General features: G+C 56.6%; 21 protein-coding genes. 13 read left to right on the top strand and 8 right to left on the bottom strand.

Annotation, left to right across the window (positions count from 1 at the left end; translation table 11 throughout):
• The first annotated feature begins 65 nt into the window (after positions 1-65).
• Entirely contained in the window at positions 66-680 is a 615-nt protein-coding gene (gene ruvA / locus AC6I8I_RS10885) for a Holliday junction branch migration protein RuvA (RefSeq protein ID WP_031377445.1), read from the top strand.
• A gap of 8 nt (positions 681-688) precedes the next feature.
• Positions 689-1,693, top strand: coding sequence for a Holliday junction branch migration DNA helicase RuvB (ruvB, locus tag AC6I8I_RS10880; RefSeq protein WP_233987937.1), 1,005 nt, complete (start codon positions 689-691; stop codon positions 1,691-1,693).
• Here the strand turns inward: ruvB and znuB are convergent, their stop codons facing one another.
• Together znuB and znuC are read right to left on the bottom strand one after the other, a co-directional pair.
• Positions 1,694-2,479, bottom strand: a complete 786-nt coding sequence (gene znuB / locus AC6I8I_RS10875; RefSeq protein ID WP_312055728.1) for a zinc ABC transporter permease subunit ZnuB — start codon at positions 2,477-2,479, stop codon at positions 1,694-1,696.
• Positions 2,476-3,231 (bottom strand): zinc ABC transporter ATP-binding protein ZnuC, encoded by a 756-nt coding sequence (znuC, locus tag AC6I8I_RS10870; RefSeq protein ID WP_312055729.1) that lies wholly within the window; start codon positions 3,229-3,231, stop codon positions 2,476-2,478. Before znuC ends, znuB begins: the two co-directional genes overlap by 4 nt.
• A gap of 77 nt (positions 3,232-3,308) precedes the next feature.
• On the opposite strand from znuC, the gene znuA reads away from it, so the two are divergent.
• From znuA to lpxM, 3 genes are all read left to right on the top strand, one after another.
• On the top strand, positions 3,309-4,256 hold the full coding sequence (gene znuA / locus AC6I8I_RS10865; protein ID WP_497827829.1) for a zinc ABC transporter substrate-binding protein ZnuA: 948 nt from the start codon (positions 3,309-3,311) through the stop codon (positions 4,254-4,256).
• A gap of 13 nt (positions 4,257-4,269) precedes the next feature.
• Complete coding sequence (mepM, locus tag AC6I8I_RS10860; RefSeq protein WP_312055731.1) at positions 4,270-5,601, top strand: murein DD-endopeptidase MepM; 1,332 nt, start codon at positions 4,270-4,272, stop codon at positions 5,599-5,601.
• 125 nt (positions 5,602-5,726) lie between these two features.
• Positions 5,727-6,701, top strand: coding sequence for a lauroyl-Kdo(2)-lipid IV(A) myristoyltransferase (gene lpxM / locus AC6I8I_RS10855; protein WP_312055732.1), 975 nt, complete (start codon positions 5,727-5,729; stop codon positions 6,699-6,701).
• 334 nt (positions 6,702-7,035) lie between these two features.
• Here the strand turns inward: lpxM and AC6I8I_RS10850 are convergent, their stop codons facing one another.
• The 3 genes from AC6I8I_RS10850 to AC6I8I_RS10840 form a co-directional block, all read right to left on the bottom strand.
• Positions 7,036-8,268, bottom strand: coding sequence for an MFS transporter (locus tag AC6I8I_RS10850; RefSeq protein WP_497820231.1), 1,233 nt, complete (start codon positions 8,266-8,268; stop codon positions 7,036-7,038).
• 86 nt (positions 8,269-8,354) lie between these two features.
• Positions 8,355-9,797, bottom strand: coding sequence for a pyruvate kinase (pyk, locus tag AC6I8I_RS10845; RefSeq protein WP_031377493.1), 1,443 nt, complete (start codon positions 9,795-9,797; stop codon positions 8,355-8,357).
• Positions 9,798-9,904: 107 nt separating this feature from the next.
• Positions 9,905-10,783 (bottom strand): MurR/RpiR family transcriptional regulator, encoded by an 879-nt coding sequence (locus AC6I8I_RS10840; protein WP_312757244.1) that lies wholly within the window; start codon positions 10,781-10,783, stop codon positions 9,905-9,907.
• Between the two features lie 366 nt (positions 10,784-11,149).
• Here AC6I8I_RS10840 and zwf point away from each other — a divergent pair, with 366 nt between their 5' ends.
• Together zwf and AC6I8I_RS10830 are read left to right on the top strand one after the other, a co-directional pair.
• Positions 11,150-12,625: a glucose-6-phosphate dehydrogenase gene (zwf, locus tag AC6I8I_RS10835; RefSeq protein WP_031377491.1), complete on the top strand. Its 1,476-nt coding sequence runs from the start codon at positions 11,150-11,152 to the stop codon at positions 12,623-12,625.
• A gap of 201 nt (positions 12,626-12,826) precedes the next feature.
• Positions 12,827-13,465, top strand: a complete 639-nt coding sequence (locus AC6I8I_RS10830) for a bifunctional 4-hydroxy-2-oxoglutarate aldolase/2-dehydro-3-deoxy-phosphogluconate aldolase (RefSeq protein WP_312757242.1) — start codon at positions 12,827-12,829, stop codon at positions 13,463-13,465.
• Positions 13,466-13,500: 35 nt separating this feature from the next.
• On the opposite strand, the gene purT is transcribed toward AC6I8I_RS10830, so the two are convergent.
• Positions 13,501-14,679, bottom strand: coding sequence for a formate-dependent phosphoribosylglycinamide formyltransferase (gene purT, locus AC6I8I_RS10825; protein ID WP_031377489.1), 1,179 nt, complete (start codon positions 14,677-14,679; stop codon positions 13,501-13,503).
• Between the two features lie 166 nt (positions 14,680-14,845).
• Here purT and AC6I8I_RS10820 point away from each other — a divergent pair, with 166 nt between their 5' ends.
• Both AC6I8I_RS10820 and AC6I8I_RS10815 read left to right on the top strand, forming a co-directional pair.
• Positions 14,846-15,502: a tellurite resistance TerB family protein gene (locus tag AC6I8I_RS10820; protein ID WP_312055735.1), complete on the top strand. Its 657-nt coding sequence runs from the start codon at positions 14,846-14,848 to the stop codon at positions 15,500-15,502.
• Between the two features lie 115 nt (positions 15,503-15,617).
• Complete coding sequence (locus AC6I8I_RS10815) at positions 15,618-17,681, top strand: prolyl oligopeptidase family serine peptidase (RefSeq protein ID WP_497827828.1); 2,064 nt, start codon at positions 15,618-15,620, stop codon at positions 17,679-17,681.
• Here the strand turns inward: AC6I8I_RS10815 and exoX are convergent.
• A complete protein-coding gene (gene exoX / locus AC6I8I_RS10810) occupies positions 17,675-18,346 on the bottom strand; it encodes an exodeoxyribonuclease X (RefSeq protein WP_312757236.1) in 672 nt (223 codons plus the stop codon). The two genes, AC6I8I_RS10815 and exoX, sit on opposite strands and share 7 nt — an antisense overlap.
• Positions 18,343-18,576: a DNA polymerase III subunit theta gene (locus tag AC6I8I_RS10805; RefSeq protein ID WP_312055737.1), complete on the bottom strand. Its 234-nt coding sequence runs from the start codon at positions 18,574-18,576 to the stop codon at positions 18,343-18,345. Before AC6I8I_RS10805 ends, exoX begins: the two co-directional genes overlap by 4 nt.
• A gap of 151 nt (positions 18,577-18,727) precedes the next feature.
• Between AC6I8I_RS10805 and copC the strand changes: the two genes are divergently transcribed.
• The 4 genes from copC to adhP all read left to right on the top strand — a co-directional run bounded on the left by copC (position 18,728) and on the right by adhP (position 21,902).
• Positions 18,728-19,105: a copper homeostasis periplasmic binding protein CopC gene (gene copC / locus AC6I8I_RS10800; protein WP_497827827.1), complete on the top strand. Its 378-nt coding sequence runs from the start codon at positions 18,728-18,730 to the stop codon at positions 19,103-19,105.
• Between the two features lie 23 nt (positions 19,106-19,128).
• Positions 19,129-19,986, top strand: a complete 858-nt coding sequence (copD, locus tag AC6I8I_RS10795) for a copper homeostasis membrane protein CopD (protein WP_497828652.1) — start codon at positions 19,129-19,131, stop codon at positions 19,984-19,986.
• A gap of 30 nt (positions 19,987-20,016) precedes the next feature.
• Complete coding sequence (locus AC6I8I_RS10790) at positions 20,017-20,364, top strand: YebY family protein (RefSeq protein ID WP_312055739.1); 348 nt, start codon at positions 20,017-20,019, stop codon at positions 20,362-20,364.
• Positions 20,365-20,882: 518 nt separating this feature from the next.
• Positions 20,883-21,902, top strand: a complete 1,020-nt coding sequence (gene adhP / locus AC6I8I_RS10785; RefSeq protein WP_312055740.1) for an alcohol dehydrogenase AdhP — start codon at positions 20,883-20,885, stop codon at positions 21,900-21,902.
• Positions 21,903-22,351 lie beyond the last annotated feature (449 nt).

Genomic DNA, 22,351 nt, shown 5'->3' with positions numbered 1-22,351 from the left:
GATATTCATCCAGCCTTTTTTATGTTATAAAATCCGCCACATTGGTTGGTTAAGGAAGCATTCAGGTGATAGGTCGTTTACGGGGCAATATTCTGGAAAAGCAGCCGCCGCTGGTGCTGCTTGAGGCACACGGCGTAGGGTATGAAGTCCATATGCCAATGACCTGTTTTTATGAGCTGCCGGAACTGAATCACGAAGCGGTGATTTTTACCCACTTCGTGGTGCGCGAAGATGCGCAGCTGCTGTTCGGCTTCAACAGCAAGCAGGAACGTGCGCTGTTTCGTGAGTTGATTAAGGTGAATGGCGTCGGCCCGAAACTGGCGTTAGCGATTCTTTCCGGCATGTCGGCGCAGCAGTTCGTTACCGCGGTCGAGAAAGAGGAGATCGCCTCGCTGGTGAAACTGCCGGGCGTGGGCAAGAAGACCGCCGAGCGTCTGGTGGTCGAGATGAAGGACCGCTTCAAAGGGATGCATGGCGATCTGTTTGGCGGCGATTCGGCCTTTACGCTTACCACGCCGAATGCCGAACCGGAAACCAACGATGCCGAAGCCGAAGCGGTTGCAGCGCTGGTGTCGCTGGGTTATAAACCGCAGGAAGCCAGTCGGATGATCAGTAAAGTCGGTCGACCGGATGCGGATTGCGAAACGCTGATCCGCGAAGCGCTACGCGCCGCCATTTGAGGTAAGTCATGATAGAAGCCGACCGCCTGGTCTCTGCTGTAAGCGTTAACGAAGAAGAGAGTCTCGATCGCGCCATTCGCCCGAAAATGCTGACCGAGTATGTCGGCCAGCCGCAGGTGCGTGAGCAGATGGAGATTTTCATCAAGGCAGCGCAGCTGCGCGGCGATGCGCTCGATCATCTGCTGATTTTTGGTCCGCCGGGACTCGGCAAAACCACCCTGGCGAACATCGTCGCCAATGAAATGGGGGTTAACCTGCGCACCACCTCTGGTCCGGTGCTGGAAAAAGCCGGTGACCTGGCGGCGATGCTGACCAACCTTGAACCGCATGACGTGCTGTTTATTGATGAAATTCACCGTCTGTCGCCGGTGGTAGAGGAAGTGCTTTATCCGGCAATGGAAGATTATCAGCTGGATATCATGATTGGTGAAGGTCCGGCCGCCCGTTCGATTAAGCTCGATCTGCCGCCGTTTACCCTGATTGGTGCCACCACCCGCGCCGGTTCACTCACTTCGCCGTTACGCGATCGCTTCGGCATTGTGCAGCGGCTGGAATTCTATCAGGTGAAAGATCTGCAGCACATTGTCGGCCGCAGTGCCGCCTGTCTGGGGCTGGCGCTGAGCGAAGAGGGTGCGTTAGAAATTGCCCGTCGCGCACGCGGTACGCCGCGTATCGCCAACCGCCTGCTGCGTCGGGTGCGGGATTTTGCCGAAGTGCGGGCTAACGGTGAGCTGAGCGGCGAGGTCTCTTCCAGCGCACTCGATATGCTGAACGTCGACAGTGAAGGGTTCGATTATATGGACCGCAAGCTGCTGCTGGCGATTATCGATAAGTTTATGGGCGGACCGGTCGGACTGGATAACCTGGCCGCTGCGATTGGCGAAGAGCGTGAAACCATTGAAGATGTGATCGAACCATTTTTGATCCAGCAAGGGTTCATTCAGCGCACACCGCGCGGCCGGATGGCCACGCAGCATGCTTATCGTCATTTTGGCATCACCCGCGAGGTCTGATCAGACCGCCGGTTTGCGCACCATGCTGATAATAAACAGGATGGCGGCGCACAGTACCACCGACGGACCGGCGGGCGTGTCGTAGAAGGCGGAGAAGGTCAGGCCGCCGGTGACGGCCAGCACGCCAATAACCACCGCCACGCCAGCCATCCCCTCGGGTGAACGGACAAAACGTCGTGCGGTGGCGGCCGGGATAATCAGCAGCGAGGTAATGATCAGCGCGCCGACAAATTTCATCGCCACCCCGATAGTCAGCGCGGTGACCAGCATCAGAATCAGGCGGGTTCGCTGAATATTGACGCCATCCACCTGCGCCAGCTCCGGGCTAATGGTCATCGACAGCAGCGAACGCCACTGCCATGCCATCACCAGTAACACCACCACCACGCCGCCGCCCATCATCCACAGATCGTCCGGCGTCACCGCCAGCAAATCACCAAACAGATAGGCCATCAGGTCGACGCGCACGTTCTTCATCAGGCTGACCACCACCAGGCCCAGCGACAGCGCGCTGTGCGCCATGATGCCGAGCAGGGTATCGATCGCCAGATGCGGGCGACGTTCCAGCCACACCAGCCCGAGTGCCAGGCAGACCGTCACCAGGATCACTGCGTAATAGGGATTAACGTTGAACAGCAGGCCAAACGCGACGCCGAGCAGCGAGGCATGGGCCAGCGTATCGCCGAAGTAGGACATTTTGCGCCAGACGACAAACGACCCCAGCGGGCCCGCAGCCAGCGCTAACATCACGCCACCTATCCAGCCCGGTAATAACAACTCAATCATGATGAACCCTGTCCTTTGCGTAAAACGATTCGTCCCTGCAGGTCGTGACGGTGATTATGATGATGACGATAAATGGCCAGTTGCTGCGCGCCGCGCGGACCGAACATCGCGATAAATTCGGGATGCTGCGACACCGCTTCCGGGGTTCCGGAGCAGCAAATATGGTGATTAAGGCACAGCACCTCGTCGGTTTTGGCCATCACCAGGTGCAGATCGTGGGAAACCATCAGCACGCCACAGTTCAGTTCATGACGCAGCTGGTCGATCAGATCGTACAGCGCCACCTGGCCATTGACGTCAACCCCCTGAGTCGGCTCGTCGAGCACCAGTAACTGGGGCTGATTGAGCAGGGCGCGCGCCAGTAACACCCGCTGGGTTTCCCCACCGGAGAGTTTTTGCAGCGGTGCATTGAGCAGGTGCCCGGCCTGAACACGCTTCAGGGCGGGCAGGATCTCCGCGCTTTTACTGCCACGCGACAGGCGCATAAAGCGTTCAACCGTGACCGGCAGCGTCGGGTCGATGTGCAGTTTCTGCGGTACATAGCCGATACGCAGTGACGGATCACGTCTGAGCGTGCCGCTGGTCGGCGCGAGCAGGCCCAGCACCACCCGCACCAGGGTCGACTTACCCGCACCGTTTGGCCCCAGCAACGTCAGAATACGGCCCGGCTGCAGCGACAGACTGACGCCAGACAGCACGTTGCGCTGGTCAAATTTAATCGAAACGTTTTCGAGTGTAACAAGTGAGGTCATAGTATTTACAGGTTGCACAGAATTTCGAATGTTATAATATCACATCCCACACCCAGGTCACGATGGAATGACGCATAATGTTACATATTAAAAAGGGCGCACTTTTCGCCTTAACTGCTTTCTCCGCTATAGCTTCTTTAACCTTTCCTGCACAGGCAAATGTGGTCGCTTCACTCAAACCGGTCGGTTTTATCGCGGCCGCGATTGCGGATGGGGTAACGCCGGTAGATGTGCTGTTGCCAGACGGTGCCTCTGAGCATGATTACGCCCTGCGTCCATCCGATGCAAAACGCTTAAAAAACGCGGACTTAGTGGTGTGGGTCGGGCCTGAAATGGAAGCCTTTATGGCGAAGTCGGCAGCTGAACTGCCAGCGAAAAAAAATCTGGCAATTGCCGATATTAATGGGGTGAAACCGTTATTGATTAGCGGCGGTGAAGATGAAGATGAACATACAGCGGAAAAATCCGAACAGCCGGATGCCGATGCCCATCATCATCATCACGGCGAATTTAATATGCACCTGTGGTTGTCGCCAGAGATCGCACGCAAAACCGCGGTTGCAATCCATGAAAAATTATTGGAACTTATGCCGCAAGATAAAGCCAAACTTGACGCCAACCTCCAGCAGTTTGAGGTAACTTTGGCGGACACGGACAAACGCGTTAACGCACAACTCGCACCGGTCAGAAACAAAGGATATTTCGTTTTTCACGACGCTTACACGTACTTTGAAAAACACTACGGTCTCTCGCCTGCCGGGCATTTTACCGTTAATCCTGAGATTCAGCCGGGCGCCCAGCGTTTACACCAGATACGAACACAGTTGGTTGAGCAGAAGGCGGTATGCGTCTTTGCTGAACCACAATTCAGGCCAGCAGTCATCGATGCTGTCGCCCGCGGAACGCAGGTGCGTAAAGGTACGCTCGATCCGCTGGGAACAGACATCAGCTTAGCTAAAGATAGCTATGTGAAATTCCTCTCACAGCTGTCGAGCCAGTATGCAAGCTGCCTGAATGGAGCATGAGGAATAGGTAAAAGTGCAGCAGATAGCCCGCTCTGTCGCCCTCGCATTTAATAATTTGCCGCGCCCCCACCGCGTTATGCTGGGTTCTTTAACCGTTGTAACTCTGGCCGTCGCCGTCTGGCGGCCTTACGTCTACCATCCTACCGATGATGTGACGCCTATCGTCAAAACCATCGAGCTGGATAAAAATGAACTCCGCACTTTGCTGCCGGAAGCCAGTGAGCCGATTGATCAGAGCACACCGGAACCGGACGAAGAGCTGCCGGCAGATGATGTCGATACTGGCGTGCCTGATACGCCGGGCGTCCACGAATATACCGTCTCCTCAGGCGACACGCTGAGCAGTGCGCTGAATCAGTATGGCATCGACATCGGCGACATCAATTCGCTGGTGGTCAGCGATCGTGATTTACGTAACCTGCAGGTCGGGCAGCAGCTGAGCTGGACCCTGGCCGATGATGGCAGCCTGAAAACCCTGAGCTGGGAGATCTCCCGCCGCGAAACCCGCACCTATGAGCGTACCGATAAAGGTGGCTTTAAAATGGAAGCGGAGATGCAGAAGGGCGAGTGGCGCAACAGCGTCCTGCAGGGTGAAGTGCGCGGCAGTTTTGCCGCCAGCGCCCAGCGGGCCGGGTTAACCAGTGCAGAAGCCAGCAGCGTGATTAAAGCGCTGCAGTGGCAGATGGATTTCCGCAAGCTGCGGGCCGGCGATCGGTTCAGCGTCTTAATGTCGCGTGAAATGCTCGACGGTAAAAGCGCGCAAAGCCAGCTGCTCGGCGTACGCCTGCGCAGCGGCGGCAAAGACTATTATGCCTTCCGCGCCGAAGACGGGAAATTCTACGATCGCAACGGCTCCGGTCTGGCGCGCGGCTTTATGCGCTTCCCGACGGTGAAACAGTATCGCGTCTCCTCTAACTTCAATCCGCGCCGTCTGAACCCGGTGACCGGGCGCATTGCGCCGCATAAAGGCGTCGACTTTGCGCTGCCGATCGGCACCCCGGTGCTGGCGGTGGGCGACGGTGAAATCGTGGTGGCGAAGAACGGCGGAGCGGCGGGTAACTACGTGGCGATCCGTCACGGACGTCAGTACATGACGCGCTATATGCACATGAAGAAGGTGTTGGTGAAGCCGGGCCAGAAAGTGAAGCGTGGCGACCGCATCGGGCTGTCTGGCAACACCGGACGTTCAACCGGGCCACATCTGCACTTTGAAATCTGGATCAACAATCAGGCGGTTAACCCGTTAACGGCTAAGCTGCCGCGGATGGAAGGACTGACCGGCAAAGAACGCAGCGAATATATGGCGCAGGTGAAATCCTGGCTGCCTCAGCTGGGTCTGAAATAAGCGAATTTCGTCACATCGCGCAAAAACCGACGGCAATCCCGTCGGTTTTTTTATATCTGGCGCACGATGATTGCAAATTTGCCTGTCGTCACTATCATTAGCCGGTCATTGCTTGAGGCGAGTGCATGGAAACCCGAAAAAAAAATAACGCTGAATTTATTCCCGTTTTTGAACGTTCATTTCTCAAACCTAAATACTGGGGAAGCTGGCTGGCGATTGGTGGACTGGCCGCGATGGCGATGTTACCGCCGAAAGTGCGCGATCCGCTGCTGGGTCGGTTAGGCCGCTTTGCCGGCAAACTGGCAAAAGGCGCCCGTCGACGCGCCCTGATTAACCTCTACTATTGCCTGCCGGAACTGAGTGAAACCCAGCGTGCCACGCTGGTTGATGAGATGTTTGCCACGGCACCGCAGGCGATGGCAATGATGACCGAATTAGTGCTGCGCGATCCGTCGCGAATTCGCGAGCGCGTAGAGTGGCACGGCCGTGAAATTATCGACCAGATGCAGGCAGAGCAGCACAACGTCATTTTTCTGGTGCCCCACGGCTGGGCGGTGGATATTCCCGCCATGCTGCTGGCGTCAGAAGGACAGAAGATGGCAGCGATGTTCCACAACCAAAGCGATCCGCTGATGGACTATGCCTGGAACACCGCGCGTCGCCGCTATGGCGGCCGGCTGCATGCCCGTAATGACGGCATTAAACCGTTTATCAGTTCGATTCGTCAGGGCTACTGGGGCTACTATCTGCCCGATCAGGATCACGGTGCTGAACACAGCGAGTTCGTCGACTTTTTCGCTACCTATAAAGCGACACTGCCCGCGGTTGGCCGACTGATGAAAGTGTGCCGCGCCCGCGTTGTGCCGCTGTTTCCGGTCTATAACAGCGACACGCATAAGCTGGAAATCTATGTGCGGCCACCAATGGACGATCTGCTGGACGCGGATGACCATCAGCTGGCGCGCCGGATGAATGAAGAGGTAGAGATATTTGTGCGCCCGCATCCTGAACAGTACACCTGGATCCTGAAGCTGCTGAAAACGCGCAAAGAAGGGGACATCGAGCCCTATTCACGGAAAGAGCTCTACCCACGCAAATAGTAAAAAGGCCGCGAAAGCGGCCTTTTTTGATCCTGAAGTTCGCGCCACTCAGCTGTGAAACGGAGAATGCTCAGGCAGCAGGCTCAGATCGCACACAGCAGGCTCAGGGAGTATACGCCCCGCAAAGACGCAAAACCCGCCAGCCACGGCAGGCTCAGCGCGGGCAATGACGCACCTCATCCCCTGGGTGCGCCCGCACCGGGCCAACGCTTTGCGTTGTTCAAAAATGCTTCCGACGTTTTTGTCCATCGCCCGCTATGCTTTCCCGGCGTATGCCTCATTGCTTAACGTTTCTCAGCTGGCTGCGCAAGGCAAACCCCTGGTTGCGGCCTTGTTATAACGCTTCCAGCCTGCTACGCCGTTTGCGTTCCCGCATAAACAGGATCACCAGACCAAACCACAGTACGCCGCTGATAAAGTTAATCAGACAGAACCACAGCGTACCGCCGCTGAAGTAGCCGCTTTTCGCCAGTTCAATGCCGATTGCCAGCGTCAGAATGCTGATCATCCCCAGCATCGCCGCTACGCTGCCTTTGCCTTCATTGCTGGCGTAGAGCGTCAGGCGGTAGAGTCCGGCGTTTACCATGCCCGCACCAAAGGCGTACAGGCTGAGACCGGCGGTAATCAGCAGATAGCCGTGGCTGTTGAGCAGACTGGCCAGCAGCGCCAGGCTCAGTCCGATCAGAATCGGCCAGGCAGCAAACTTTACCGGCTGCTCAATCGGCACCCGTCCCGCCAGCTTGCTCAGCGTCAGGTTACCGGCAATCATCGCCAGGAACACCGGCAGCTGCAGCAGCGCGTACTGCATGCGCGACAGCCCTTCGTCGTGCATCAGGATCACCGGCGACAGCGCAACCCAGGTGAGGATCGGGATAAACACCAGCCCGATGGCGAACGATCCAGTCATTACCAGCCGATCTTTCATCAGTCGTCCGTAGTTACGGGCCAGATTCGGCAGGGCGATGGAATGACTGCGGTCGCCGGCAGTTTCCGGCATCACTCGCCACAGCACCACAAAGGCCAGCAGGCTACAGCCGGCGAACAGCCAGAACATGCTGCGCCAGCTGCCCACGGTCAGCCACGCCGCGCCCGCCAGCGGACCGGCCAGCGGGGCCAGCAGCGCAACGTTAGCCATCAGCGCCATCATCCTCACCGCCAGTGCTTCATCAAACGCCTCCTGAATCGCGGCATAGCCGACCGCGCCGATAAAGCACAGGCTGATCCCCTGCACAAAGCGCAGGCTGACAAACTCCTCAATCGAGCTGACCCAGTGGGTGAGAATGCAGGCGGCGGCAAAAAACAGAATGCCGGCAAGCATCACCGGCCGGCGACCAAACTTATCGGAGAGCGGACCGAGCAGCCACTGCAGCACCACGCCGCCAATCAGGTAGGCGGTCAGCGAGGTCGATACCCATTCCGGGCCGACATCAAATTCCGCCGTGACGATCAGCATGCCGGGCTGGATCATGTCGTGGGCAATGTAGGTTGCGAATTCGAACAGGACTAACGCCAGAGGAAACAACAAAATTCGGCCGGTAAGCTGGCTGATGGGGTGGAAACGGGCCATCTGGCCTCCTTGTCAGAAAAGAAAAACGCGACTGGCAGGCAGTCGCGTCTTCTATTCTACACCGGCAATGTTAACCCGGGGGGCAATTAATCCACGCGCAGCACGCGCGTGGTATTGGTGGTGCCGGTGGCGCCCATTACGTCGCCCTGAGTGACGATAACCAGGTCACCTGATACCAGGAAGCCCTTATCGCGCAGCAGGTTGACTGCATCGTGCGCGGCGGCCACGCCGTCATTGTTGCTGTCAAAGAACACCGGCGTCACGCCACGATACAGCGCAGTCAGGTTGAGAGTGCGCTCATGACGCGACATGGCAAAAATCGGCAGGCCCGAGGTGATACGTGAAGTCATCAGCGGGGTGCGGCCAGATTCGGTCATGGTGATGATGGCGGTTACACCCTGCAGGTGGTTAGCGGCATACATCGACGACATCGCAATCGCTTCTTCTACGTTGTCGAACTGCACGTCGAGACGGTGTTTAGAGACGTTAACACTCGGGATCTTCTCCGCGCCGAGGCAAACTTTGGCCATCGCCGAGACGGTTTCTGCCGGATACTGACCGGCAGCGGTTTCTGCTGACAGCATCACCGCATCGGTCCCGTCCAGCACCGCGTTCGCCACGTCCATCACTTCCGCGCGGGTCGGCATCGGGTTGGTAATCATCGACTCCATCATCTGGGTGGCGGTGATGATGGTGCGGTTGAGCTGGCGGGCGCGACGAATTAACGCTTTCTGAATACCGACCAGTTCCGGATCGCCAATCTCAACGCCGAGGTCGCCACGCGCGACCATCACCACATCCGAGGCGAGAATAATGTCATCCATCGCTTCCTGACTGGCGACCGCTTCGGCACGTTCAACTTTCGCCACCAGCTTCGCATCACAACCCGCTTCACGGGCCAGACGGCGGGCATAGTTCATGTCTTCGCCGCAGCGTGGGAAGGAGACCGCCAGATAGTCGACCTTAATTTTCGCCGCGGTGATAATGTCCGCTTTGTCTTTTTCGGTCAGCGCTTCCGCCGACAGGCCGCCGCCCAGCTTGTTAATCCCTTTATTGTTCGACAGCGGGCCACCGACGGTGACTTCGGTGAACACTTTCATCTCCTGAACTTCCAGCACTTTCAGCTGCACGCGACCATCATCCAGCAGCAGGATGTCGCCCGGCACCACATCTGCCGGCAGGCCTTTGTAGTCGATACCGACGCGCTCTTTGTCGCCTTCGCCTTTACCGAGGCTGGCATCCAGCAGGAAGCGATCGCCGATGTTGAGGAAAACTTTGCCTTCTTTGAAGGTCGATACGCGAATTTTTGGACCCTGCAGGTCACCGAGGATCGCCACGTGGCGACCCAGTTTTGCCGCAATCTCACGCACTTTATCTGCACGAATCTGGTGATCTTCTGGCGTGCCGTGGGAGAAGTTGAGTCGCACAACGTTTGCGCCGGCCGCGATGATTTTTTCAAGGTTATTATCACGATCGGTAGCCGGGCCGAGGGTTGTTACGATCTTGGTTCTTCTGAGACGTCTTGACATGAAGGACTCCGTTAACAAATAAGCCGGTCCTGGTCGGCGGACACGGCATGGTTAGCTATTCTATATGATCGATGGGCTGTGATACGACTCACATTGTAAATGTGATGTTAATTATTTTGTTGTGTATCGGCTTCCCGAAGGGCGTGCTTTTCGTAACGCGACGCTTTTAACGCCTGTTTTACGCGTTTGAGGTTTTCCCGAAAAGGCGTCCCGCGTTCCAGGGTAAAACCGGTCGCCAGCACATCGATCACGGTTAACTGCGCCAGGCGCGACACCATCGGTAGATAGACATCAGTGTCTTCCGGCACATCAAGCACTAAAGCCAGCGCGGCTTCATCGGCAAGGGGCGAATCGGGAGAGGTGATGGCAATAACGGTGGAACCGTTTACACGGGCCAGGCGAGCCAGTTCTACCATATTTTTTGTGCGGCCAGTATGTGAAATGAGAACAAAAACGTCACCGGCTCGACTATTTATACAACTCATGCGCTGGATCACAATATCGTCCGACCAGATGACCGGTAAATCAAAGCGCAGAAATTTAGTGAAGGCGTCATGCGCCACCACCGCCGAGGCGCCAAGGCCAAAAAACGCCAGTTTACTGGCGCCGGTCAGCAGCGTCACCGCCTGCTGCAGGCGTTCGGTATCCAGCTGGTCGCGCACCTGCTGCAAACCCGCCAGCGCCGAATCGAAGATTTTGTGGCTGTAGTTCTCCACGTTGTCGTGCTGCTCCACGCCACGACTGACCCAGTTGCTGCCTTTTACCAGACTCTGCGCCAGTTGCAGTTTGAAGTCGGGAAAGCCGCGTGCGCCCAGCCGGTGACAGAAGCGGTTGACCGTGGGTTCGCTCACGCCCGCTGCCCGCGCGAGGGTGGCGATGCTGGAGTGCATTGCGGCCTGCGGTGCAGCCAGAATCTGCCCGGCGACTTTCTGTTCCGCTTTACTCAGCGCAGCCTGCTGCGCCTCAATCTTTTCCAGCATATTCATAAGTGGATGACCATTATCACTTTTATCAATTTCAATTATTGCTGTCGTCGGCAGCCATTAACAGAGACTATATCGCGTTAGCGCCGGTCGGGCGCAAGGCCGGATAAGTCGGGTACGGCTTTTTTTGGCATACTTTGACGGCGGCCGGATTTTCGCTGACAACATCAGACACAGAAAAAAAGCTGAAATGCGCACGTGTCATCACACGCGCTGAGGCTATCCGGTACAGAGTTAATGCGGTTGACCCGGCGCGTCGGTTTACCTGGCGCGGGGAAAAAAGTACATTGTGCTGAAAGAAAATAACAACCTGGACCCGGTGGCAGAGGATGCATCACCATCGGATTATCCTGCAACGAGGAGAGGAAAATGGCGGTTACACAAACAGCCCAGGCATGCGATCTGGTGATTTTCGGTGCCAAAGGCGATCTTGCACGCCGTAAACTGTTGCCTTCACTGTATCAGTTAGAAAAAGCGGGTCAGATTCACGAAGAGACCCGCATCATTGGCGTAGGCCGTGCCGAGTGGGACAAAGCGGAATACACCAAAGTGGTACGTGAAGCGCTGGAAACCTTCATGAAGGAGAAGATTGACGAAGCGCTGTGGGATAAGCTCAGCGGCCGTCTCGACTTCTGCAACCTCGATGTCAACGACACCACGCACTTCCCGAAACTGGGCAAGATGCTGGATCAGAAAAAACGCACCACCATCAACTATTTTGCTATGCCACCCAGCACCTTCGGCGCCATTTGTCAGGGTTTGGGTACTGCGAAGCTGAATGCCAAACCGGCGCGCGTGGTAATGGAGAAGCCGCTCGGCACCTCACTGGAAACCTCACAGGAAATTAACGACAGCGTCGGCGAATATTTCGATGAGAGCCAGGTGTTCCGTATTGACCACTATCTGGGCAAAGAGACGGTACTGAATCTGTTAGCCCTGCGCTTTGCCAACTCGATTTTCGTCAATAACTGGGATAACCGCACCATCGACCACGTACAGATCACCGTAGCGGAAGAGGTGGGGATTGAAGGTCGCTGGGGCTACTTCGATAAAGCGGGCCAGATGCGTGACATGATCCAGAACCACCTGCTGCAGATTCTGACCATGATCGCCATGTCGCCGCCTTCCGATCTCAGCGCTGACAGCATCCGTGATGAAAAAGTGAAGGTTTTGCGTTCACTGCGCCGTATCGATCAGACCAACGTGCGTGAGAAAACCGTACGTGGCCAGTACACCGCCGGCTTCGTGCAGGGCAAAAAAGTGCCGGGCTACCTGGAAGAAGAGGGCGCGAATAAATCGAGCGCCACTGAAACTTTCGTCGCCATCCGCGTGGATATCGACAACTGGCGCTGGGCAGGCGTGCCGTTCTATCTGCGTACCGGTAAGCGCTTACCGACCAAATGTTCAGAAGTGGTGGTCTACTTCAAAAACCCTGAGATGAACCTGTTCAAAGATTCCTACTCAGAACTGCCACAGAACAAGCTGACCATTCGTCTGCAGCCGGACGAAGGGGTGGATATCGAAATCCTGAACAAAGTGCCAGGCCTCGACCACAAGCATAAGCTGCAGACCACCAAACTCGATCTGAGCTACTCCGAAACCTTCAACCAGTCACATCTGGCCGATGCGTATGAACGCCTGCTGCTGGAAAGCATGCGCGGTATTCAGGCGCTGTTTGTCCGTCGTGATGAAGTCGAAGCGGCCTGGACCTATGTCGATTCGATCATTGAAGCGTGGGCGGCGGATGGCGATTCCTCCAAACCGTATCAGGCCGGCACCTGGGGCCCGGTTGCCTCGGTGGCGATGATCACCCGCGATGGTCGTTCGTGGAACGAGTTTGAATAACTGAACGTTTAAGGCCCGCACCGTGCGGGCCTTTTTTTTGTCCGGCGCGATTCTGGAAAAGTGAACTGGCGTTTCAAAAATCGTTTGAGGCGATAGACGCTCAGGAACCGGATCCTGTATGGTAGTGGCGCAATTACAGGGCAGGAGCCGATGCTCCATGACCGGGCCGCTAATCCCGGTGTTATCAAGCAAGGGGAAGTGATGAAAAACTGGAAAACGAGTGCCGAACAGATTCTGACCACCGGACCGGTCGTGCCGGTGATCGTGGTAAACAAGCTGGAACACGCGGTTCCGATGGCGAAAGCGCTGGTCGCGGGCGGCGTCAGGGTGCTGGAAGTGACGCTGCGCACCCCGGTAGCGATGGATGCACTGCGGGCGATGATCAAACAGGTGCCGGAGGCGATTGTCGGTGCCGGTACGGTGATCAATCCCCAGCAGTTGCAGGAAGTAACCGATGCGGGCGCGCAGTTTATCATCAGCCCTGGCGTCACCGAATCATTACTGAAAGCCGCCGTCGAAGGGCCGGTGCCGTTAATTCCTGGCATCAGCACCGTTTCTGAACTGATGACCGGCATGGATTACGGCCTGCGTGAATTCAAATTCTTCCCGGCAGAAGCCAACGGTGGCGTGAAAGCGCTGCAGGCGATTGGCGGACCTTTCCCGCAGGTGCGTTTCTGCCCGACCGGTGGCATTTCTCCGGCCAACTACCGTGACTATCTGGCGCTGAAAAGCGTGCTGTGTATTGGCGGGTCTTGGCTGGTGCCAAACGATGCGCTGGAAACCGGCGACTGGGATCGGATTACCCGACTGGCGCGTGAGGCAGTGGAAGGGGCGAAGTAAGAGCAGGCGGTGAGCACCGGCTCACCGCCGTGGAGTTATCCCTCGACCGTCACCGCAGCTGCGCTGGCAACGGCGCGCGCAATCGCCTGATCGGTGGTCTCACCGCTGGCCAGCGCCACGCCTAACCGACGCTGACCGCTGATCTCCGGTTTGCCGAACAGGCGCAGTTGCAGACCAGCCCCCAGCGCCGCATCGACATTCACGAATTGCACATTCTGGCTGGTAAGCTGCGGCAGGATCACTGCCGATGCAGCAGGGCCATACTGGCGGATGCCGCCAATCGGTAAGCCAAGGAAAGCGCGCACGTGCAGCGCAAACTCCGACAGATCCTGCGAAATCAGGGTGACCATACCGGTATCATGCGGACGCGGCGACACTTCGCTGAACACCACCTCATCGCCGCAGATGAACAGCTCAACGCCAAACAGACCGTAGCCGCCCAGCGCCTTCACCACCTGAGCCGCAATGGCCTGCGCCCGCTGCAGCGCCAGATCGCTCATCTGCTGCGGCTGCCAGGATTCACGGTAATCGCCGTCTTCCTGACGATGACCAATCGGCGCGCAGAAATGAATGCCATCGACTGCACTGATGGTCAGCAGGGTAATTTCAAAATCAAACGCCACCACCCCTTCGACGATGACCCGACCGGCACCGGCACGACCGCCTTGCTGCGCATATTCCCATGCACGGTCCAGCTGACTGGCATCGCGGATAAAGCTCTGGCCTTTGCCGGATGAACTCATCACCGGTTTTACGATGCAGGGAAAACCGATCTCTGCGGCAGCCTGATCGAAACGCGCTTTACTGTCGGCGAAGCGGTAACGGGAGGTCGGCAGCGACAGCTCTTCGGCTGCCAGACGGCGAATGCCTTCGCGGTTCATGGTCAGCTGCGCGGCGCGGGCGGTTGGCACCACACGCTGGCCTTGCTGTTCCAGCTCAACCAGTTTATCGGTGGCGATGGCTTCGATTTCCGGCACCACAAAGTCAGGCTTCTCCTGCGCGATCAGCGCGGCCAGCGCGTCGCCATCCAGCATGTTGATCACATGGCTGCGATGCGCCACATGCATTGCCGGGGCGTCGGCATAGCGATCGACAGCAATCACTTCCACACCCAGACGCTGACACTCCAGCGCCACTTCTTTACCCAGTTCGCCTGAACCTAATAGCATCACGCGCGTGGCCGCAGGGCGCAGCGCTGTTCCGAGAGTTGTCATAAATTCACCTAAGCAGTCAAAATGCGCGCGCAGTATAAACGAAAACGTTTGCGTTCTCATCTTTCCTCCCGGTCATCGGCTGTTTTGCCGTACTTTTCCCGCTCTGACGTTTCCTGACATCTTTTTTGTCAGGATGGCGGACTACCATCTAAAACAGGAGTGGAAGATGAATAACTGGTTGCAACAGATTCAGTCGGTACTGGCAAAGAAGGGCGGTAACAGTCAGTCCGGCGGGGGCTTAAGCGATATGCTGGCACCGGGCGCGTTAGGCGGTCTGGCGGGTATGCTGATTTCCAGTAAATCCTCACGCAAACTGTTAACTCAGTATGGCGGCAAAGCGCTGATTATCGGCGGCGGTGCCGCCGCTGGCGCGCTGCTGTGGAATAAATACAAACAGCGGGTGCGTGAAACACATCAGGACGAGCCTGACTTTGGCGTGGCGCAGACCCCGGTCGACCTGCGGGCGGAGCGGCTGGTCACCGCGCTGGTGTTTGCTGCCAAGAGCGACGGCCACATCGACGATCAGGAACGCGCGGCGATTGAGCAGAACATTCAGCAGTCCGGCTACGGCAAAGATGCCGAACAGCTGATCCAGCAAGCGATGAGCCGACCGCTCGATCCGCAGTGGCTGGCGGCTGGCGTAAAGAACGAAGAAGAGGCACTGGAACTCTATTTCCTGAGCTGCGCTGCGATTGACGTCGACCACTTCATGGAACGCAGCTATCTGTCAGCGCTCGGCGACGCGCTTAAAATTCCGCAGGATGTCCGTGATGGGATCCAACAGGATATCGTGGCGGAGAAGGCCCGCCTGCCTGCCAGTTAACCCCCCACTGGCCACTACCGGTGGCCAGCTTGCTGTTTCCGTACCAGCTGATGCTTGGCTTCCTGCGCCTTTGGTGCCACGCTTACAGATCATTACTTTCACGGAGACGGATGTCATGAAAGCACCCATCGCAAAGAAAATACCGCATGAGATGACGCTGCATGGTGAAACGCGCGTCGATAACTACTACTGGCTACGCGACGACAAACGTGAAGATAGCGAAGTACTTGATTACCTGCGGGCTGAAAATAACTATGGCCGCAAAATCATGTCGACTCAGCAACCGCTGCAGGAGCGGGTGCTAAAGGAGATCATTGACCGTCTGCCGCCAGAAGACCATTCGGTGCCCTATGTGAAGAACGGGTATCGTTATCAGAGTCGCTATCAGAGCGGCAATGAATATCCGGCTTATTATCGCCAGCCCGCCGCCAGCGGGGCGTCGGATGAGTGGACGCTGCTGCTGGATGCCAATCAGCGCGCCTCCCACAGTGAGTTCTACACTATGGGCGCACTGCACATCAGCCCGGATAATCAGGTAATGGCGCTGGCCGAAGATTTCCTGTCGCGGCGGCAATATGGCATTCGCTTCCGCAATCTGCTGAGCGGCAGCTGGTATCCCGAAGTGCTGAGCAACGCCTCATCCAGCTTCGCCTGGGGCAACGACTCCCGTACCGTCTACTATGTGCAGAAACATCCGCAGACGCTGCTCTCTTATCAGGTGTGGCGGCATGAACTGGGTACGCCGCAGTCCGACGACCAGCTGGTGTATGAAGAGCAGGATGATACTTATCACCTCAGCGTGCACAAAACTACCTCTAAGCAGTTCATCCTGATCGCGCTATACAGCACCACCACCAGCGAAATTCAGCTGATTGACGCTAACTTTCCGGATGCGCAGCCGCACGTATTCCTGCCGCGCCACCGCGATCATGAGTACAGCCTCGATCACTACGATCATCAGTTTTTTATCCGGTCCAACCGTGACGGCAAGAACTTCGGGCTTTATCGCACCCGTTATCTGGCGGAATCCCGCTGGGAGACGCTGATCCCGGCGCGCGATCATGTGGTAATGGAAGATTTCCAGCTGTTCCGCGACTGGCTGGTGGTGGAGGAGCGGCAGCGCGGGCTGACCAGCCTGCGGCAGATCAACTGGGCCAGCGGCGAAAACAGCGGCATCGCCTTTGACGATCCGACCTATGTCACCTGGCTGGCCTACAACCCGACGCCACGCACCAGTAAACTGCGCTACGGCTACTCCTCAATGACCACGCCGACCACGCTGTTTGAGCTGGATATGGATACCGGCGAGCGCCGCATCCTGAAGCAGAGCGCGGTCAAAGGTTTCAATGCGGACGATTACAAAAGTGAGCATCACTGGATCAAAGTCAGTGATGGTACGGAAGTGCCGGTCTCGCTGGTTTATCACCGCAAATATTATCAGCCTGGTCAGAATCCGATGCTGGTGTATGGCTACGGGGCCTACGGCAGCAGCATGGACGCCGATTTCAGCGTCAGCCGCCTGAGTCTGCTGGATCGCGGTTTTGTCTACGCGCTGGTTCAGGTACGCGGCGGCGGCGAGTTAGGCCAGCAATGGTATGACGCGGGCCGCCTGCTGAAGAAGATGAACAGCTTCACCGATTTTATCGACGTGACTAACGCGTTGGTGGCGCGTGGATTCGGTCATCCTGAACGACTCTACGCGATGGGCGGCAGCGCCGGTGGCCTGCTGATGGGCGCGGTGATCAACATGGCACCGCAGCGTTTCCATGGCGTGGTGGCGCAGGTACCGTTTGTCGATGTGGTGACCACCATGCTGGATGAGTCGATCCCGCTCACCACCGGAGAATATGACGAATGGGGCAATCCTGAGCAGGCGGAATATTATCACTACATCCGCCAGTACAGCCCCTACGACAATATTGAAGCCAAAGCCTATCCGCATCTGCTGGTGACCACCGGCCTGCACGACTCGCAGGTGCAGTACTGGGAACCGGCCAAATGGGTGGCGAAGCTGAGGTCGCTGAAAACCGATAATAACCTGCTGCTGCTGTGTACCGACATGGATGCCGGCCACGGCGGCAAGTCCGGTCGCTATAAAGCCTATGAAGGGGTGGCGATGGAGTACACGTTTATTCTCGGGCTGGCACAGGGCACGCTACCGCCGACCGGGGATTACTGAGCCTCACTGAGGTATTTACGCAGCGCCTGCCGTAATGGCGGGCGCAGATCGGTCACGTTATCCAGCATCCATTTCAGGTAGCCCGGATCTTTACGGGCGATCACCGCAATCGCCTGGCCGCGGTATTTGCCGAACGGCAGAATATCGTCGCGCTGGGCTGCCGGTTGCGACCGCACAATCATTTCGGAGGCGCTCCAGCCCGAGGTCTCCATGATGCGAATCAACAGCGCGGCGGTAACATAACAATCATACAGCGCGCGGTGCGCATGCAGATCCGCCGGTGGCGTCACGTCCAGCTTCAGCGAGTGCCGTAGCGCCTGGTTGCCATATTTAATCCCTGGCCACAGCTGACGCGCCAGCTGCATGGTGCAGATCCACTCTCCGTACATCTCCGGCAGCATGCGGCGGTCAAAACTGGCGTTATGCGCCACGTAGAACGCGCTGCCGTGGTAGCGGGAGATCGCCTGTTCAATGGTCGGCTTGTCGGCCACCATCGCTTCGGTAATGCGATGCACCGCCATCGCCTGACGGCTGATAGGGCGGTCGGGCAGGATCAGGTCGCTCATCGGATTGACTATCTGACCGTTGATCACGTCGACCGAGGCCACTTCCACCACGCCGCCCTGCAGGCCGCAGGTTTCAGTATCAATTACGCGTAATATCATTGTTTCATCTTCGGTTCATAAGGCAGACGCGACAGGCTGAGTGAGGCCTGGCGATAGTGCATCAGACGCTGGCGAAACCAGTCGCGCAGGGCTTCTGGTTGTTCCTGTGCGACCATCTCTGCGACCACCGGCATGTTATAGCGCTCTTTGAACGCCACGCCCGCTGCCGCCAGATCGACATTGATTTTGTCTTTCTCTTCCCGGGATAGCTGGGCAAGGTTATGGCTCATAGTGTTCTCCTGATGATGTGGGGCAAAAGTAATGTTTTCGCCGGCCTGAATCAAGGGTTAAGGATCGCATCGCTGGCCTCGACACCACAAATAGAGCAGCGTATCCTTTCGCCACGTTTGTCGCGTCAACGGTTGTTAAAAGGATGATCTTATGCAGAAAAAACCGGTTTCCCGCATGATGATTGCGCTGGTGGCGGCCGCAGGCTTCGCCTTTAGTCAGTCTGCGCTGGCCCATGCGCATCTTCAGTCATCAAGCCCGGTGGCTGACGCGCAGTTGACCCATTCAACCGATGCGCTGACGCTCAATTTTAGCGAAGATATCGAGGCGGCGTTCAGCGGCGTGACCTTGCTGGATGCGGCCCAACAGCCGGTGGCAACCGGTAAAGTGCGTGTCGAGCCACAGCACGCCAGTCGTCTGATTGTCGATCTGCCTCAGCCGCTTAACGCTGGCAGTTACCAGGTTAACTGGCATGTGCTGTCGGTCGATGGGCATAAAACCTCAGGAAGCTACCGCTTCAGCGTGAAATAATCGTGGTGGACTCCGTCTGGGTGATGCTGCGCGGGTTGCATTTTGCCGCCCTGATGCTGCTGACCGCCAGCGCATGTTATTGCGCGCTGCTGGCACCGGCGCGCTATCGTCCACGGCTGACGATCTGCTTAAATCCGTTATTGCAGTGGAGCGCGTGGCTGGCACTGCTGAGTGCACTGGCGATGCTGGCCTGCCAGAACGTATTAATGAGCGGCGACAGTGCCAATCTGGCCGATAGCGCGGTCTGGCTGGCGGTACTAGGCACCCGCTTTGGCGCGGTGTGGCAGTGGGAGATGCTGTTCGGCGTCTTTGCTGTCGCAGGGCTATGGCTGAAGGGACGGTTACGAGCGCAGACACTGCTGCTGGCGGGGGTGCTGCAACTGGCCGCTCTGGCCTTAACCGGACACGCGGCGATGCGCGAAGGCGGGCCCGGCGCACTGCAGCAGATCAGTCAGGCGTTACATCTGACGGGCGCGGCGTTCTGGGCTGGCGGTTTATTACCGCTGCTGCTGTTGATGCGTGAAGCTCGCCAGATCGATCGCCGTACAGACGCTATCCGCACCATGATGCGTTTTTCCCGTTATGGTCATCTGGCCGTGGCGTTAACCCTGCTGACCGGGATGATCAACAGCCTGCTGATCCTCGGCTGGCCGCTGGCGTGGCCCGATTCACGTTACGTGGCTTTATTGCTGTGGAAAGTATTGCTGGTGGCATTGATGGTGCTGGTGGCGCTGATTAACCGTTACTGGCTGGTGCCACGCTTCCGTCTGGCGGGCAGTGGGACGCAGCAAAAATTTATCCGCATGACCCAGCTTGAACTGCTGCTGGCATGTGGAGTGGTTGGGCTGGTCAGCGTTTTTGCCACGCTGTCGCCAGCCTGAATATTATTAAGAAATGCGTAAAGGTAAGTTATGTTGCTGAAGAAAGTGATTCCCGCAGTCCTGTTGTTATCCGTATGCGGCCAGGCGCTGGCGGCGCAGATCATTACCGTCAGCCGCTTTGAAATCGGTAAAGACAAGTGGCCGTTTAACCGCGAAGAGGTGATGCTGACCTGTGAGAAAGACGGTTCACTGTTTGCCATCAACCCCAGCACTCTGATGCAATATCCGTTGAATGACAAAGCGGATCAGCTGTTCAAAACCAAACAGGTAAAAGCTCAGCCGATCAGCGTGATTCAGAGCGAAGATAAAGCCAATCCAGGCCATATGATGAGCCTGCAGCCGATTGTTGAGCGCACCCAGGCGCTGTGCGGTAAATAAACCCGCCGGGTGCAGCGCTGCGCTGCACCTGAATTCTGCTGTTTTCTGCCGTTGCGATCACAAACTGTTTCAGTTTCCGGCCCTAAGCCTCGCGCTGACTGGCAAAACCCGCGCGCTGTTCTAATCTTAACTTGCAAGGCGAAACCGCCTGCAAGAATGCCAACTTTTAGCGCACGGCTCACTGAGAGCCATTTCCCTGGACCGAATATAGGAATCGTATTCGGTCTTTTTTTGTCTGGTGTTCCTGATCAATATTTTATCGAAAAATCAATCAGTCAGACCCCATCCTGTTGCCCTCTGTTCTGCTTTGCCGGAACCAGTGCCGCTTTAATCCAGCGTGAATTCATCAGCCGCCGATCGAGCTTATGGCACACGGACGCAGAATTTCAGCGCGTTAATCAATCACCATCAGCTTGTACTCCACATCCCCTCAACGCCACCCATCCCAGTCCGCCCGCAAACTTGTGCTCACAGGCGTTTGGCTTATCCTTAAGGCTTAATCAAAGGGAGGTATGTTTATGAAAGCTGCAATTGCTAATAGTGAGCACCAGGTTGATGTTGTAGAGAAAACTCTGCGCCCGCTGAAGAATGGCGAGGCACGGCTGCGGATGGAGTGCTGCGGGGTTTGCCATACCGATTTGCACGTCAAAAACGGTGATTTTGGCGACAAAACGGGCGTGACGCTCGGGCATGAAGGTATTGGTATCGTTGAGGAAGTGGCACCCGATGTCACCTCGCTTAAGCCGGGCGATCGCGCCAGCGTGGCGTGGTTCTTCAAGGGCTGCGGCCACTGCGAATACTGTAATTCAGGAAATGAAACACTCTGTCGCGATGTGGTGAATGCCGGTTATACCGTTGACGGCGGCATGGCTGAAGAGTGCATTGTGGTAGCGGATTATTCGGTTAAAGTGCCGGAAGGACTTGATCCTTACGCCGCCAGCAGTGTTACCTGCGCTGGCGTCACCACTTATAAAGCGGTGAAAGTCTCAGAGGTGAAACCGGGTCAATGGATTGCCATCTATGGCCTCGGCGGACTGGGTAACCTCGCATTGCAGTACGCGAAGAATGTGTTCAACGCCAAAGTTATTGCTATCGACATCAGTGATGCGCAGCTTGAACTGGCAAAACAGATGGGTGCCGATCTGGTGGTTAACTCCGCCACTGAAGATGCAGCTGCGGTGATTCAGGAAAAAACCGGTGGCGCACACGCAGCGGTAGTCACTGCCGTTGCCAAAGCGGCATTTAACTCGGCGGTGGATGCGGTCAGAGCCGGAGGCCGGGTAGTGGCTGTCGGGCTGCCGCCTGAAGAGATGAGCCTGAATATACCGCGACTGGTGCTCGACGGCATTCAGGTGGTCGGCTCGCTGGTCGGTACTCGTAACGACCTGGCTGAAGCTTTCCAGTTTGCTGCCGAAGGAAAAGTGGTGCCGAAAGTGACCAAAAGGAAAATCGGCGAGATCAATACCATTTTCGATGAGATGATCCACGGCAAAATCCGTGGAAGAATGGTGATCGACTTTACCGGTCAGTCCGCCTGATCATTGTCAGCAATCCGTATTCAAGCCCGCGCAGTGCGGGCTTTTTTACGTCGGCGTGCCGGTAGAACGGTGACGGCCAGTCATCGCACTTCACCAGTATCCCTCAATTATTAATAAACTCTGCTTTATGTTCCGGGTGTCAGGAAAACGGGATTGATGACAATGAATCATTCCTGCCAGCCAGTAATTTAGCTGAGACGTTCTTTTCCGAACGGATCCTTCCCGAACATCACGCCATAATGGGCTAAGTTTATTTTAAAAGTGAACGTCTCTGATTGTCTGACAAAATATTAATTGTAAGAGCACACCCAATGGTTGTTGTATAAAGCGGGTCATATTTAAGTAAAAAATCGCTGCTGAATGAGGCCTCAGGCATTGCCTGTCTTCTAATTCTGCTAAAAAACAGGTGATTATGCATCCTTAATCAGAATAAAAAAACAGATAATAAA

It is taken from the genome of Pantoea sp. X-Soil-YNGN-775 (genome assembly GCF_059730575.1).
The sequence above is the reverse complement of the archived record's forward strand: the minus strand, read 5'-3'. Positions and strand labels throughout refer to the sequence as shown.

Coding starts and splice junctions, on each gene's coding strand:
- AC6I8I_RS10805 (WP_312055737.1), bottom strand. CDS start 18,576: ATGAGCCATAACCTTGCCCAGCTATCCCGGGAAGAGAAAGACAAAATC.
- zwf (WP_031377491.1), top strand. CDS start 11,150: ATGGCGGTTACACAAACAGCCCAGGCATGCGATCTGGTGATTTTCGGT.
- pyk (WP_031377493.1), bottom strand. CDS start 9,797: ATGTCAAGACGTCTCAGAAGAACCAAGATCGTAACAACCCTCGGCCCG.
- AC6I8I_RS10850 (WP_497820231.1), bottom strand. CDS start 8,268: ATGGCCCGTTTCCACCCCATCAGCCAGCTTACCGGCCGAATTTTGTTG.
- znuA (WP_497827829.1), top strand. CDS start 3,309: ATGTTACATATTAAAAAGGGCGCACTTTTCGCCTTAACTGCTTTCTCC.
- purT (WP_031377489.1), bottom strand. CDS start 14,679: ATGACAACTCTCGGAACAGCGCTGCGCCCTGCGGCCACGCGCGTGATG.
- copD (WP_497828652.1), top strand. CDS start 19,129: ATGCTGCGCGGGTTGCATTTTGCCGCCCTGATGCTGCTGACCGCCAGC.
- ruvB (WP_233987937.1), top strand. CDS start 689: ATGATAGAAGCCGACCGCCTGGTCTCTGCTGTAAGCGTTAACGAAGAA.
- AC6I8I_RS10790 (WP_312055739.1), top strand. CDS start 20,017: ATGTTGCTGAAGAAAGTGATTCCCGCAGTCCTGTTGTTATCCGTATGC.
- znuB (WP_312055728.1), bottom strand. CDS start 2,479: ATGATTGAGTTGTTATTACCGGGCTGGATAGGTGGCGTGATGTTAGCG.
- AC6I8I_RS10840 (WP_312757244.1), bottom strand. CDS start 10,783: ATGAATATGCTGGAAAAGATTGAGGCGCAGCAGGCTGCGCTGAGTAAA.
- znuC (WP_312055729.1), bottom strand. CDS start 3,231: ATGACCTCACTTGTTACACTCGAAAACGTTTCGATTAAATTTGACCAG.
- lpxM (WP_312055732.1), top strand. CDS start 5,727: ATGGAAACCCGAAAAAAAAATAACGCTGAATTTATTCCCGTTTTTGAA.
- exoX (WP_312757236.1), bottom strand. CDS start 18,346: ATGATATTACGCGTAATTGATACTGAAACCTGCGGCCTGCAGGGCGGC.
- adhP (WP_312055740.1), top strand. CDS start 20,883: ATGAAAGCTGCAATTGCTAATAGTGAGCACCAGGTTGATGTTGTAGAG.
- copC (WP_497827827.1), top strand. CDS start 18,728: ATGCAGAAAAAACCGGTTTCCCGCATGATGATTGCGCTGGTGGCGGCC.
- AC6I8I_RS10820 (WP_312055735.1), top strand. CDS start 14,846: ATGAATAACTGGTTGCAACAGATTCAGTCGGTACTGGCAAAGAAGGGC.
- AC6I8I_RS10830 (WP_312757242.1), top strand. CDS start 12,827: ATGAAAAACTGGAAAACGAGTGCCGAACAGATTCTGACCACCGGACCG.
- AC6I8I_RS10815 (WP_497827828.1), top strand. CDS start 15,618: ATGAAAGCACCCATCGCAAAGAAAATACCGCATGAGATGACGCTGCAT.